Raw genomic sequence first — 13,560 nt, forward strand, 5'->3', positions numbered from 1 at the left:
AAAGGTCGCAGCGGCGCGACCGTCTGCGTTCCGGCCTGTCGCATGCGCCCGGAATGGCATGGGCGGCGAGGCTGGAAGGCAAGGCGACGAGGAAGGCGCTATGTCGCCGAGCCGGGCACGCTGGTGCCGGCGGATTCGCCGGCTGGCTCCGTCGGGGCCGGCGGTTTCGCGACGTTGGCGGCGGCCTGCCGGGTGGCCTTCTGCGCACGGGCGCGGGCGATGCGGGCGAACAGTCGGGTCAGCAGGGGAATCGTCAGCAGCACGAAGTTGTTCTGTCCTTCCCAGAACCATGCCAGCCCCAGCGACATTGCCGCCGCTACCGGCAAGCCCCACGCCCGTCCCAATGCCCCGGCCACGTCCACGGGGCTGATGTCGTCATGCAGGAAGCCCGAACGCAGCGCACGGCCGAACAGCCAGCGCTGGAGCAGCGCTGCCAGCAACAGCGTGGCGGAATAGAACATTTCCGGCACGCGCGACAGCGGGTTCGAACTCATCAGCGCGGTGGCGAACGGCATGAACGCGATCACCAGCAGCATCAGCAGATTGGGAAGCATGACGCCGGGGCTGTAGCCACAGATCATGCCGAATACGCGGTGGTGTGCCGCCCACAAGGCACCGATCACCAGAAAGCTGAGCACGAAGCCGAAGATGCTTGGTCCCAGCGTGGTGAGTTCCGCGAGGAAAACCCGATCGCTGGCCAGGCCCAGTCGCGGTACATGGATTTCGATCACCAGCAGGGTGATCGCGATCGCGAACACCGCGTCGGAGAAGAAGACCAGGCGTTCCAGCTGGTGGTTGTTGCTGCTCATGCGGCGACGGCCCTGGGGACGGTACGGTCGATATCTGGCTCAGAACTTGTATGCGCGGTGGATCGCCACGACGCCGTTGGTGAGGTTGCGCACCTCGACGCGGCCGAAGCCGGCGCGCTCCATCATGCCTTTCAGGGTTGCCTGGTCGGGATGCTTGCGGATCGACTCGGCCAGGTACTGGTAGCTGTCGGCGTCGCCGGCGAACAGCTGGCCGAGCTTCGGCAGGATCCTGAACGAGTGGAAGTCGTAGAGCTTGCCGAACAGCTCGCTCTGCACCTTCGAAAATTCCAGCACCAGGGCGCGGCCGCCGGGTTTCAGCACGCGGCAGATGTCGGCCAGCGCCTTGTCCTTGTCGGTGACGTTGCGCAGGCCGAAGGCCATGGTCACCGCGTCGAAGCTGTTGTCGGGGAACGGCAGCGCCTCGGCGTTGAGCTGGGCCCAGCGCAGGCCGGAAACCAGGCCGCGGTCGGTCATGCGGTCGCGGCCGACGCCGAGCATGGCCGCGTTGATGTCGCCCACCACGATGTCGCCCTGGTCGCCCACGACCGGCTTGAGGAGCGCGGCGATGTCGCCGGTGCCGCCGGCCAGGTCGAGCACCCGGTCGCCCCGGCGCACGCCGCTGGTGGCCACGAAGTGGCGCTTCCACAGCCGGTGCGTGCCGAACGACATCAGGTCGTTCATCAGGTCGTAGCTGCGTGCGACCGAGGTGAACACCTGGCCGACCAGCTTCTGCTTGTCGCCCACGGGCACGTCGCGGAAGCCGAAGTGGGTGGTCGATTCGGGCGTGGTCTTGGGCTGTTCGTTCATGGCCGGCAATGCTACAGGAACGCCGTCGTCAGGCGTCGGGAGTGGGGCCGCGACGATCGTCGCCGCTGCGTCGTTCGTGTTCGTGCTGCTCGGCGTCGACGTGGCGCTGGTGCAGATCGGCGGCGGAGGCGTCGTCGGGCAGCGCCATGGCCGGCGCGGGCACGGCAGCGAGCGGTTCGTCAGTGGCCGTTTCGCGCTCGCCGCCGGGGGTGATCTTCAGGATCGAATGGCGCACTTCGCGCGACAGGATCACCCGCGCATCGCGCACCATGCCTTCCAGCGCGCTGTCGTAATCGAGCTTGCCGTCGGCATCGGTCCACACGATGCGCCGCTCGCGCAGCTTCTGGATGAAGCCGCGGAACAGCGCCTTGTCGAAGAACTCCGGCGCGCTCAGTTCGTTGAGCAGGGACAGCCGCTGCGCGGTCAGCGTGCAGGCGCTTTCCAGTTCGCCGCCGCTCATCGTGTGCGGACCGTTCTTGGCCAGTGCGGCGATGGTGATGTAGTAGCGCTCGAACGCCTGGATCAGGCTGCGGGCGATCACCTTGAGCTGGAACGCGCCGTCGTCCTGGCCCGGGCTGCGTTCGAGGCTGCGGCCGTCGTTGGTGGACTCAAGCAGGCCGCGGCGCACGAAGAAGTCGATGGTCGCTTCCAGCTGTGCCACGAAGCCGTCCGCGTCCCACGGCAGGAACAGCTCGCCCTGGATGAACGGGTAGATGATCTGGCCCAGCCGCAGCACCGAGGCGCGCGACATGCGGCGGTTGTTGAGGAAGCAGCAGGCCACCCACGCCGCGGTGGCATTGAGATGCAGCACGTTGTTGCGGAAGTAGCTGAGCAGCACCGCCTGTTCGGCGCTCACCGTCAGCACGTCGCCCAGCGGATGCTGCACGCGCTGGATCCAGCCCATCTGTTCGCCGTAGGCGATGATCGCGGCCGGATTCATCGGCGTCAGCGTGACCCGGTCCGAGTACGGCAGTTCTTCCAGCATCGCCTTGCCCAGTTCCAGCTGGGTCAGCAGGTCGGCCTCGGCCATCGCGTGCTTGGGCGTGGCCAGAAGGGCCAGCGCCAGCAGGTTGATCGGGTTGACGTCGGCGGCGCGGTTGATGTTGATCTGGATCTGTTCGGCCAGCCGGTCGGTGACGCTGTTCAGCCATTCGGGCTTGACGTCGGGATCGGCGCCGGCGGCGCGCCAGTCGCTGCTGGCGGCGTCGAGCAACGGGGTCAGTTCGATCGGCTCGCCGAAGTTCAGCGCTACATGGCCATAGCGCTGGCGCAGCACCTTGAGGCCGCGCAGCAGGCCGATCAGCGACTCCTTCTCCTTTGCCTGGCCGCTCAGTTCGCCGGCGTAGGACTTGCCCTCCATCAACTTTTCATAGCCGATGTAGACCGGCTGGAACAGCACCGGCCGGCGCGGCGCGCGCAGGAACGCGCGCACCGTCATCACCAGCATGCCGGCGCGCGGCGCCAGCAGGCGGCCGGTGCGCGAGCGACCGCCCTCGATGAAGTATTCCATCGGCACGCCGCGATCGATCAGCTGCGCCACGTACTCGTTGAACACCACCGAATACAGCGCGTTGCCCTTGAAGCTGCGGCGCAGGAAGAACGCGCCGCCGCGGCGCAGGATCGGCCCGATCACCGGCAGGTTGAGGTTCACGCCGGCCGCGATGTGCGGCACCACCACGCCGGACACGTGCAGCTGGTAGCTCATCAGCAGGTAGTCGGCGTGGCTGCGGTGGCAGGGCACGTAGATCACTTCGTGGCCGGGCGCGGCGGCGCGGGCCTTGTCGAAGTGGTGCATCGCGATGCCGTCGTACAGCTTGTTCCAGAAGTTGCTGAGCAGGAACGAGGCCGAGCGCACCACCGGATGCGAATAGTCGGCGGCGATTTCCAGCAGCAGCTTGTGCGCCTTGCGCCAGGCCTTGGCGTGGCTGATCTTTTCCTTGGCGGCGGCAGCGGCGATCGCCGCGCGCACCGGTTCGGCGTTCAGCACCGCGTCGACCACGGTGCGCTTGTGCGACAGGTCGGGGCCGATCACCGCCGCACGGATGCGATGGAAATGGGTGCGCAGCACCCGGGCGACCTTGCGCGCGAAACGCTCCGGCGCGATCGTGCCGGACTCGTCCAGCATCTGCCGCAGCGATACCGGCGCGGAGAAGTGCACCACGGTGTCGCGTCCGTTCAGCAGCAGCGCAAGCAGGCGTCCGAAGCGGCCCACCATCACCCAGTTTTCCGAGAACAGCACGCGGAACCAGCCGCTGTCGCGGCTGGGCGCGCGGCCGACGTAGATCGACACCGGCACGATCTGCACGTCGAGTTCGGGCCGGCCTTCCAGCGAATGCACCAGCTGGCGCAGCGGCTCGCTGGCGGCGCGCTTGCGGTTGCGTCCGAAGAGCCAGCCGTCGCGGCGGGTCAGCGCGAACACCGAGCGGCGCCGGCGGGTGCCGGACAGTGCCTGCATCGGGCTGGGCAGGCCGGCCTCGCGGCAGGCGCGCTGCAGGATCAGGGCGTCGGAAAAGCCGTCACGCTCGATCACGTAGCAGACCGGCACGCCGGCCTGCAGCAGGGTCGCCGGTTCGGCCGGATCGCGGCGGATGCGCACCCAGGGCTGCAGCAGCTGGCCGGCGAGGTTGAACCACCAGGGAGCGGGTTGGCGGGCAGGAGCGTCCGCGGTCGTGATCATGGGCATCCGCCTATTCTAACGGTTGGGCGGATCAGTCTTTCGTTACGGGGCTGGCCGCGGCGGCGACCGTGCCGGCCAGGGCCACTTGCTGCTGCAGCCGGGCGTGCGAGCGGCGGGCATTCTCGAGCAGTTCCTCGTTGTACCAGCGACCGTTTTCCTCGACCATTTTCGCTTCGGCGGACAGCGGCTTGCCGAGCAGGGTGTAGTCGATCTTCACCACGGCGTGGCCGTTGCCGTTCGTCAGCGGGGTGAGGCGGACCGAGTCCAGCGTCTGATCGATCGACAGGCCGTAGATCGCCAGCAGCTGCTTGGCGCCCGCGTAGCCAGTCGCGTACCTGGTCATGGTGGCGTCGAAATCCAGGCTGCGCAGCTGGTCGGCATCCTTGATGTCCAGCTTGCGCGCGGTGGCCACGGCCACGCCGATCGCCTGCTTCGCATGGGCCGCGTCGAACCACGGGGCCTGCTGCGCCCACGGCAGCAAGGTGTCCAGCACGCTGCCGAGCTGGGCTTTCTGCGTCTCGCCCAGGCTCGGGCTCCGCGCGATGGAACGCTTCAGGAGCGCCTCGCCCACGCTGATCAGCACCGGCAGCTGGTCCTGGTACTGCTGCTGCATCTGCGTAAGTTTCGGCTGCAGCTCCGCATACAGCGTGTTCTCCGCGTCCGGGGCCGTCAGCTTGCGCAGGGTTTCGCTGAAGCGGGCGCGCTGCGCGGCGCTGTCCGGCTGGGCGTGGCGCTGTTGCAGGGTCCAGTCCGCGCGCATGTTGGCGTAGTCGGCCGGCGGCAGCAGGTGCCTCCACAGCCCGTTGATGTCACCGCTGCGGAGCAGGTCCACCGACGACTGCAGTGCCGCTTCCGGCGTGCTGCCGCCGGCCTGTGCCGGCTCGTCCCTGCCGTGGCAGCTGGCCAGCAGCAGGGTGGCGATGAGGGGCAGCAGGGCGTGACGCAGGACGGGCAGGCGCATCGAATCGGTTCTCGCGTGGGGAGCGGGCGCGGATGCGCCGCCTGACGGGTAGGCGCGCAGGGTAAGGGCCGTGACAAGGTCGAGACAAGCGCGGCTGCAGGTTTTTGCGAAGCCGCCAAAAGAAAACCCCGCGGGCGCTGGCCTCGCGGGGAAATCCGGCAGAGCCGGAAGGGAAATGGCCTTGCCTGCAAAGCACTTCGGTCAGCAGGTGTCGGCAGCGAGATATTAACGATTCGTCAAAGCTGAGGCAACACTTTTCTTTTGTTCTACAAGTTATTGATTTAAAAATGAAATTCAATGCGTGCGCAAGGCTTCGATCTTCTTCTGGCGACGCTGTTCGGGCGAAGCGGACCAGTCGTTGCCGAACAGCGCCGGTTCCCACGAGCCGTAGGTGGGGTTGGGCAGCACGAACCAGCGCGTGCCGATCCACGGCAGGTAGTCGGCCACCGCCTTGCGCCGGCCGTCGAGCGTGTTCAGCGGCACGTCGACGAAGTCGCCGATCTGGTCGCCGAACTGCATCAGCACGCGATAGTGCCGGGCCACCAGCTGGCGGCGGCAACCCTTCTCCGAGCCGGCCTGTTCGCAGCCCTCGACCACGGTGCCCAGGCCCAGGAACGATTCCGGGCCGGCAACCGGCAGGCCGGCCTTGCGCAGGTTGGCCAGGGTGACCTGGTCCAGGTCCTTCGCGCGGTTGGAGATGTAGATCACCGCGATCCCGTGCTTCGCCGCAAACTGGGTGAACTCGACGGCGCCGGGCAGGGCGCGGGCGATGGCCTCGCGGCACCAGGCGGCCCATTCGGCCTCGTTGTATTCGCGGTTGCCCTGGATCATGCGGGCGGCAGACGGCGAGTTGTCCAGCACGGTTTCGTCGATGTCCAGGATCACGGCGGGCTTGAGGCCCTTCAGCGGCGTGATGCGATCGTTGCGGCCCAGCGCATCCCAGTGGCGGTCATGCAGCGCGGCCAGCAGGCGCGACTGTGCGTCGCGGTAAGTCTGCAGGTAGATCAGGTCATGTTCGATCGCGTGCTGGCTCCACGCCACCGCATTGAGGTTGTCGTTGGCGGCGACCGTCGCCGTGGCGACAGGCACCGGCGCTGCAGGCGGCGTGACGGCCGCGTGCTGCGTGGGCGCGGCGGCGCAACCGGCCAGCAGGGCGAACGCGAGCAGGGTCGAGGGAAGACGCAGTGACATGGGGAATCCTTGGCAAGACGAACTGGAGCTGGTGCGGTAGGACAGCATGAACGGAGTCTACGACAGTCGCATGGCGGGGCTGGCCGCGGCGGCGGCCTGCTGACAGACTGGCGTCCCCACCGCCACGACTTCATCCGCATGGATTCTTCCCTGCCCGCCTCGCGCGCGCCTTCGCCGGCCATCCGTTACGCGAGCTACCTGCTGACCGCGGCGGCCCTGCTGCTGGTCATCGAAATCCACTTGCTGCCGGCGCTGCTGGCCGGCCTGCTGGTGTTCGAACTGGTCCAGGCGATGGTGCCGCTGCTGGGCCGGCGCATCTCTGGCGATCGCGCCCGCGTGGTGGTGGTGGCGGTGCTGGGCGCGGTGGTGGTGGGCCTGCTGATCCTGCTGATCCTGGGTGCGATCAGCCTGTTCCACAACGAGATCGGCAACCCGCAGCTGTTGTGGCAGCAGCAGCTGATGCCGCTGGTGGAAAAGGCCCGCGCGCAGCTGCCGCCGCTGCTGGTGAACAACCTGCCCGACAGCGTGGACGACCTGCGCGTGGGCGCGATCGAGCTGGCGCGCAAGCATGCGGCGACCCTGCAACTGGCCGGCAAGGGCGCGGTGCGGGTGTTCGTCCACATCATCATCGGCCTGGTGCTAGGCGCGATCGTGGCGCTCAGCCGCACCCGTCCCGCGCATCAGATGGGGCCGTTGTCCGCCGCGCTGAGCCAGCGTTGCCAGCGCCTGGCCGAGGCCTTCCACAACATCGTGTTCGCCCAGATCAAGATCTCGCTGATCAACACCGTGTTCACCGCGATCTTCCTGCTCGGCGTGCTGCCGTTGATGGGCATCCACGTGCCGCTGGCCAAGACCCTGGTGGTGGTGACCTTCGTGGTCGGCCTGCTGCCGGTGCTGGGCAACCTGATCTCCAACACCGCGATCGCGGTGGCGGGACTGTCCGTGTCGCTGGGCGTGGGCATCGCCGCGCTGGTGTTCCTGATCCTGATCCACAAGCTGGAATACTTCCTCAACGCGCGCATCGTGGGCACGCAGATCCGCGCCCGCGCCTGGGAGCTGCTGGTGGCCATGCTGCTGATGGAAGCCGCGTTCGGCCTGCCCGGAGTGATCGCCGCGCCGATCTACTACGCCTACCTGAAGAGCGAGCTGGAAGCGGAGAACCTGCTGTAACCGCGGGCGATGCCGGGGTGAATCCCGGATCCCGACTCACCCGCCGGCCAGCATCGCCTTGATCCGCGCCATGTGCGACTCGGCGGTTTCGCGGGTCACTTCCTTGTCCGCTTCGGGGTCCTTGCCCTGCCAGTGCAGGTCCTCCTGCGGCAGTTCGTGCAGGAAGCGGCTGGGCTGGTTGCGGTGGACCTCGCCGTAGCGTTTGGTCTGTGCGCACCACGACAGCGTCAGCAGCTCCTTGGCGCGGGTGATGCCCACGTACATCAGCCGGCGCTCTTCCTCGACGCGGCCTTCGTCGATCGCGCCCTCGTGCGGCAGGGTGCCGTCTTCGCAGCCGACGATGAAGACGAAGCGGAACTCCAGGCCCTTGGCCGCGTGCATCGTCATCATGCGCACCGCGTTGCCCGGCTCGTCGCGATCGGCGTGGCTGAGCAGGGCCAGTTGCGAGGCGAGGTCGCCCGCCGTGTTGCCGCCTTTCTGCATCGCGCGGAACCAGCCGGCCAGTTCCTGCAGGTTGCCCAGCTTGCGATCGCGCGCGCTGGCGTCGGGCGTGCCGGCGATGATCTGCGCGGCGTAGCCGGTGCGCTTCAGGATCAGCTCGACCAGGTCGGCGGCGTTCTCGTGCAGCGAGGCGCTGCGCAGTTCGTCCAGCAGGTTGGCGAACGAGGCCAGCGCCGCGGCCGGGCGCGGGGTGAGCTGGCGCAGCACGCCGTCGCTGCGGGTGGCGTCGAGCAGGGACGAGTGGCGCGACTGCGCAAGCTGGCCCAGCTTCTCCAGCGTGGTCGCGCCGATCTCGCGTTTGGGCACGTTCACCACGCGCAGGAAGGCGGCGTCGTCGCTGGGATTGGTCAGCAGGCGCAGGTAGCACAGGATGTCCTTCACCTCGGCGCGGTCGAGGAAACTCAGCGCGCCGGTGAGGTGGTAGGGAATCCGCGCCAGGCGCAGTGCCTTTTCCAGCGGCCGCGCCTGGAAGTTGCCCCGGTACAGGATCGCCATGTCGTCCCAGCGCGCCTTGTGTTTCTCGGCCAGGGTGGTGGCGATCGCGGCCACGCGCTCGGCCTCGTGTTCGGCTTCCTTGCATTCCAGCACGCGGATCGGCGCGCCTTCGGGGTGCTCGCTCCACAGCTTCTTTTCGTGCAGGTGCGGGTTGTTGGCGATCAGCTTGTTGGCCGTGCGCAGGATGCGCTTGCCGCAGCGGTAGTTCTGCTCCAGCTTGATCACGCGCAGGTTGGGCCAGTCGCGGCCGAGCTGGTCGATGTTCTCCGGGTTGGCGCCGCGCCAGGCGTAGATCGACTGGTCGTCGTCGCCCACGCAGGTGATCCCGCCGCGCTCGCCGGTCAGCGCCTTCAGCAGGCGGTACTGCGCGTCATTGGTGTCCTGGTATTCGTCCACCAGCAGGTAGCGGAAACGTTCGCGCCACGCCTCGCGGCATTCGGCGTCGGACTCCATGATGCGCAGCGGCAGCCGGATCAGGTCGTCGAAATCCACTGCGTTGAATGCGCTCAGGCGCTGCTGGTACAGGTCGTAGATGGTGGCGGCCTCGATCTCGCGCGGGCTGCGCGCGGCGGCCAGCGCTTCCTCCGGCGACAGGCCGCCATTCTTGGCGCGGCTGAGCAGGTTGCGGATGCCGAACAGCACGTCGTTCTTCACGCCCTTGGGCGCCAGCTCCTTGACGATGCCGCCGCTGTCGTCTGCGTCCAGCACCGAGAAGCCGCGGCGCAGGCCGGCGCGCGCGTGCTCGATCTGCAGGAATTTCAGGCCCAGCGCGTGGAAGGTGCTCACGGTGAGCGCGGCGGCGTCCTCGCTGCTGACCAGCTTCGCCACGCGCTCGCGCATCTCCTTCGCGGCCTTGTTGGTGAAGGTGATGGCGGCGATCTTGTGCGCACTGAGCTTGCGGCGCTGGATCAGGTACGCGATCTTCTGGGTGATCACGCTGGTCTTGCCGGAACCGGCGCCGGCCAGCACGAGCAGCGGCCCCTCGCAGTGTTCGACGGCGGCCTGTTGTTGGGGGTTGAGCATGGATCGGAACAGTGCGTGATGCGGAGGCCGATGTTAGCAGAGCCTCGCTGGCGCGCCGCCGCGCTTCGGCCATAATCCGCCCACGACAGTCGCTGGGGAGAGGCATGGCGGAGCAGCAGGCAGAGCAGCAGGTGGAACAGTGCGACGTGGTGGTGATCGGTGGCGGCCCGGGCGGCAGCACCGCGGCGACGCTGCTGGCGCGCAAGGGCTACAAGGTGATCGCGCTGGAAAAGGCGCATCACCCGCGTTTCCATATCGGCGAGTCGCTGCTGCCGATGAACCTGCCGGTGTTCGAGCGCCTCGGCGTGCTGCACAAGGTGCGCGCGATGGGCGTGTTCAAGCCCGGCGCCGATTTCGAGGCGGACAACGAACGCGGCTACAACACCTACGCGTTCGCCCGCGCGATCGGGCAGAGCCCGCCACATGCGTACCAGGTGTGGCGGCAGGATTTCGACAAGATGCTCTACGACCACGCCCGCGAATCCGGCGCCGATGCGCGCGAGGGCCACGAGGTGGTGCAGGTCGAGCAGCGCGGCGCCCGCGAGAGCTGGCTGGACGTGCAGACCGACCAGGGCGACAACTACGCGATCCAGGCCCGCTACGTGGTCGACGCCAGCGGTCGCGATGCCTTGCTGTCTTCGAAGAAGAAGCTGCGCCGCAAGAACGACCAGCACCAGAGCGCGGCGATCTTCGGCCACTTCCGCGGCGCCGAAACGCGCGCCGGCGAAGACGCGGGCAACATCAGCATCTACAGCTTCGGCTACGGCTGGATGTGGATGATCCCGCTGCCCGATGGCGTGATGAGCGTGGGCGCGGTGTGCCGGCCGGAGTATCTGAAGCAGCGCAAGGGCCGCAGCGTCGACTTCCTGCTCGATACCTTGAAGCTCAGCCCGGCGCTGTGGGCGCGCCTGCAGCATGCCGAGCTGGTCGACAACCAGGTGCGCGTCACCGGCAACTACTCCTACGACTCCACCTGCATGGGCGGGCCGGGCTGGATCCTGGTCGGCGACGCGTTCGCCTTCCTCGACCCGGTGTTTTCCTCCGGCGTGTACCTGGCGATGAGCGGCGCCGAGCAGGCGGTGGAGGTGGTTGACCAGGCGTTGCGCCAGCCGTCGCGCGAGCTGTCGCTGCTGCGCAAGCTGGAAAAGCGCCAGCGCGCCGGCATGGCCCGCTTCTCGTTCTTCATCTACCGCTTCAACGGCCCGGTGATGCAGCAGATGTTCCGCCAGCCCCGCAACACCTGGCAGCTGGAGCAGGGCGTGATCTCGATGCTGGCCGGCGACCTGTTCGACACGCCGAAGGTGCTGCGGCGCCTGCAGCTGTTCAAGCTGGTCTACGCGATCTGCGGGCTGCGCGACTGGCGCCGCTGGCGTGACGAGCACAGGTATCGGCTGGCGCAGGCGCGCTTGCGGTTCACGGGTGGCAATACGCCTTTGGATCGGGATTAGGGAACGGGGAACGGGGAACGGGGAACGGGGAACGGTCGGACGGCGGCTCTGGCAGTCCGGCGTCTGTGAGAAACTGGGCGGCGTGGTCTGGCCTCGGCGCTGCTCCTGCCGTTCCCTGTTCCCCGTTCCCATTCTCCAATCCCGGCACCCATGGCCAAGCTCTATTTCTATTACTCGGCGATGAACGCCGGCAAGACCACCACGCTGCTGCAGAGCGCCTACAACTATCACGAGCGCGGCATGCGCACGCTGATCCTCACGCCGGCGCTGGACAACCGTTTCGGCGAGGGCGTGGTCGCCTCCCGCATCGGCCTGAAGGCGAACGCGCGTCGTTTCAGCAATGACGAGGACCTGTTCGCCCTGGTCGAGGCGGACATCGCCGCGCGAGGTGCGCTGAACTGCGTGTTCGTCGACGAGGCGCAGTTCCTCAGCAAGGCGCAGGTGTGGCAGATCAGCGACGTGGTCGACCGGCTGAACATCCCGGTGCTGGCCTACGGCCTGCGCACCGATTTCCGCGGCGAGCTGTTCGAGGGCAGCCGCTACCTGCTGGCCTGGGCCGACAACCTGGAAGAGATCAAGACGATCTGCCACACCGGCCGCAAGGCGACCATGGTGGTGCGCGTGGATGAGCACGGCCGTGCCGTCACCGACGGCCCGCAGGTTGAGATCGGCGGCAACGACCGCTATGTCTCGGTAAGCCGCGCCGAGTTCAAGAAGATCAGCGCGGGCGACGGCCGCATCGAGTTGCAGCAGACCGTGCTGCCGCTGGGCGAGCGCGAATGAAACGGACCAACAAGGAATCTGCATGAGCGAAGTCACCCCCGCCGTCAGCTGGCCGCGGCCGTACTGGCAGCCTGGCGAAGAAGAGGCCGTGCTGCAGTTCTACGTGTTCGGCAAGTTCGAGCCCGAGTTGCTGATCCCGTCGCCCCGCTACGGCAGCCCGGGCCTGCCCGAAGGTGTCGAGATCCAGCGTTTCCAGAACGCGGTGCTGCGGCAGTGGGAAGGCTATCCGCTGAATGGCGCACTGGGCCAGCTGATCAGGGAAGACACGCCGGCGGCGTACGAGAACGCACGCATCGCGCCCGAGGTGCTGGTGGTGCGCGGCGTGCTCAAGGACGCGGACACCCTGGATTACCTGCGCGACACGCTGGGCGTGCTGGCCGGCATGCTCGACGTGGGCGGCACGGCGGTTCTCGATCCGCAGATCCTCACCCTGTTCGACGCCGACCACTGGCGCCGCCACTACCTGGTGAAGGATGGCGCGCCGCCGCGCAACCACGTGCTGATCCTGCGCAGCGGCGAGGAAGCAGCCGATCGGTCGTGGATACACACCCGCGGCATGCGCAAGTTCGGCCGTCCCGACCTCAGCCTGCACAACGTGCCCGAGGGCGACATCGATCGCGCCGGCGTGCTGTGCGAACGACTGGTGGAACTGTTGTCGCTGGGCGCGAACTTCGCCGCCGGCCAGGAACTGGAGGTCGACGGCCTGGCCGAAGGCCTGGTCGCGCAACCCGGCGGCAGCCTCGACGATCCGGATTTCAACAACACCCACATCGCGTTCCACTGGCCGCAGTAAGCGCCGCCACGGCCGCAACGACAAAGGGCGACACCGAAGTGTCGCCCTTTTTTTCGCCAGTCCGACGGATGAGAGACTGCGAATCATTCGCTCGCGTGACCGATCCGCGACCGGCCATCCGTGGCCGAGCCAGCTCACAACCTCTCAGCCCTTGACGATGAAACGCTGGCTGTCGTCCATGAAGGCCTTCTCGCCGAAGCTGCCTTCGTGCGAACCGAACGGCATCTGCGCGCGCAGTTTCCACGTCGCCGGCACGCTCCATTCCTGGCGAGTCGCCTCGTCCGCCACCGGGTTGTAGTGCTGCAGGCTGGCGCCCACGCCGGCCTCGGTCAGCGCCAGCCACACGGCGAACTGGGCCATGCCACCGGCCTGCTCGGACCACACCGGGAAGTTGTCCGCATACAGGGCGAACTGCTCCTGCAGACCCTTCACCACCGACTGGTCCTCATAGAACAGCACCGTGCCGACGCCGGCGGCGAAGCTGTCGAGCTTGGCGGCGGTGGGGGCGAAGGCGTCGGCCGGCACGATCTTGCTCAGCTCGGCCTTGGTCAGCGCCCAGAACTTCTCGCTCTGCTCGCCGAACAGGATCACGGCGCGCGAACTCTGCGAATTGAACGACGACGGCGTATGCCGGATGGCTTCCTTGATGCGCTGGGTCAGCGCGTCCTTGTCCAGCGACACGTTCTTGCCCAGCGCGTACTGGGTGCGGCGCTGCTTGAGCGATTCGATCAGGGTGCTGTTCATGGGGATTCCTCGGGCAATGGGGTCAATGCATGGGAATCGCGGATTGGAGAAGGCTTGTTACGGAAACAGTGCCGGATGGCCGTGTTGTCCCTTGTGGCCACGGAATAGTTCCGCTTTGTCGCCTTCATCGCTGCGTTTCGCGATCCATGGCGAACATG

At 67.4% G+C, this 13,560-nt stretch carries 11 protein-coding genes; 4 read left to right on the plus strand and 7 right to left on the minus strand.

Going from position 1 to position 13,560, the window contains the following annotated elements; genetic code table 11:
• Positions 1-98 precede the first annotated feature (98 nt).
• From I6J77_RS01925 to I6J77_RS01945, 5 genes are all read right to left on the minus strand, one after another.
• On the minus strand, positions 99-809 hold the full coding sequence (locus I6J77_RS01925) for a TMEM175 family protein (protein ID WP_204110362.1): 711 nt from the start codon (positions 807-809) through the stop codon (positions 99-101).
• Positions 810-848: 39 nt separating this feature from the next.
• Positions 849-1,616, minus strand: a complete 768-nt coding sequence (ubiE, locus tag I6J77_RS01930; protein WP_204110363.1) for a bifunctional demethylmenaquinone methyltransferase/2-methoxy-6-polyprenyl-1,4-benzoquinol methylase UbiE — start codon at positions 1,614-1,616, stop codon at positions 849-851.
• A 28-nt stretch (positions 1,617-1,644) separates the two neighbouring features.
• Positions 1,645-4,293, minus strand: coding sequence for a glycerol-3-phosphate 1-O-acyltransferase PlsB (plsB, locus tag I6J77_RS01935; RefSeq protein ID WP_204110364.1), 2,649 nt, complete (start codon positions 4,291-4,293; stop codon positions 1,645-1,647).
• 31 nt (positions 4,294-4,324) lie between these two features.
• On the minus strand, positions 4,325-5,254 hold the full coding sequence (locus tag I6J77_RS01940; RefSeq protein WP_204110365.1) for a hypothetical protein: 930 nt from the start codon (positions 5,252-5,254) through the stop codon (positions 4,325-4,327).
• 294 nt (positions 5,255-5,548) lie between these two features.
• Positions 5,549-6,445, minus strand: a complete 897-nt coding sequence (locus tag I6J77_RS01945) for a 5'-nucleotidase, lipoprotein e(P4) family (protein ID WP_204110366.1) — start codon at positions 6,443-6,445, stop codon at positions 5,549-5,551.
• Positions 6,446-6,583: 138 nt separating this feature from the next.
• Here I6J77_RS01945 and I6J77_RS01950 point away from each other — a divergent pair, with 138 nt between their 5' ends.
• On the plus strand, positions 6,584-7,615 hold the full coding sequence (locus tag I6J77_RS01950; protein ID WP_056716042.1) for an AI-2E family transporter: 1,032 nt from the start codon (positions 6,584-6,586) through the stop codon (positions 7,613-7,615).
• Positions 7,616-7,651: 36 nt separating this feature from the next.
• Here the strand turns inward: I6J77_RS01950 and I6J77_RS01955 are convergent, their stop codons facing one another.
• Complete coding sequence (locus tag I6J77_RS01955; protein ID WP_204110367.1) at positions 7,652-9,634, minus strand: UvrD-helicase domain-containing protein; 1,983 nt, start codon at positions 9,632-9,634, stop codon at positions 7,652-7,654.
• Between the two features lie 104 nt (positions 9,635-9,738).
• On the opposite strand from I6J77_RS01955, the gene I6J77_RS01960 reads away from it, so the two are divergent.
• The 3 genes from I6J77_RS01960 to I6J77_RS01970 all read left to right on the plus strand — a co-directional run bounded on the left by I6J77_RS01960 (position 9,739) and on the right by I6J77_RS01970 (position 12,658).
• A complete protein-coding gene (locus I6J77_RS01960; protein ID WP_204110368.1) occupies positions 9,739-11,082 on the plus strand; it encodes an NAD(P)/FAD-dependent oxidoreductase in 1,344 nt (447 codons plus the stop codon).
• Between the two features lie 150 nt (positions 11,083-11,232).
• Positions 11,233-11,865, plus strand: coding sequence for a thymidine kinase (locus I6J77_RS01965; RefSeq protein ID WP_204110369.1), 633 nt, complete (start codon positions 11,233-11,235; stop codon positions 11,863-11,865).
• 22 nt (positions 11,866-11,887) lie between these two features.
• Complete coding sequence (locus I6J77_RS01970; RefSeq protein WP_204110370.1) at positions 11,888-12,658, plus strand: hypothetical protein; 771 nt, start codon at positions 11,888-11,890, stop codon at positions 12,656-12,658.
• A 144-nt stretch (positions 12,659-12,802) separates the two neighbouring features.
• Here the strand turns inward: I6J77_RS01970 and I6J77_RS01975 are convergent, their stop codons facing one another.
• A complete protein-coding gene (locus I6J77_RS01975; RefSeq protein WP_204110371.1) occupies positions 12,803-13,402 on the minus strand; it encodes a nitroreductase family protein in 600 nt (199 codons plus the stop codon).
• Between the last annotated feature and the right edge of the window lie 158 nt (positions 13,403-13,560).

This window comes from Rhodanobacter sp. FDAARGOS 1247, assembly GCF_016889805.1.
GTDB lineage: Bacteria > Pseudomonadota > Gammaproteobacteria > Xanthomonadales > Rhodanobacteraceae > Rhodanobacter.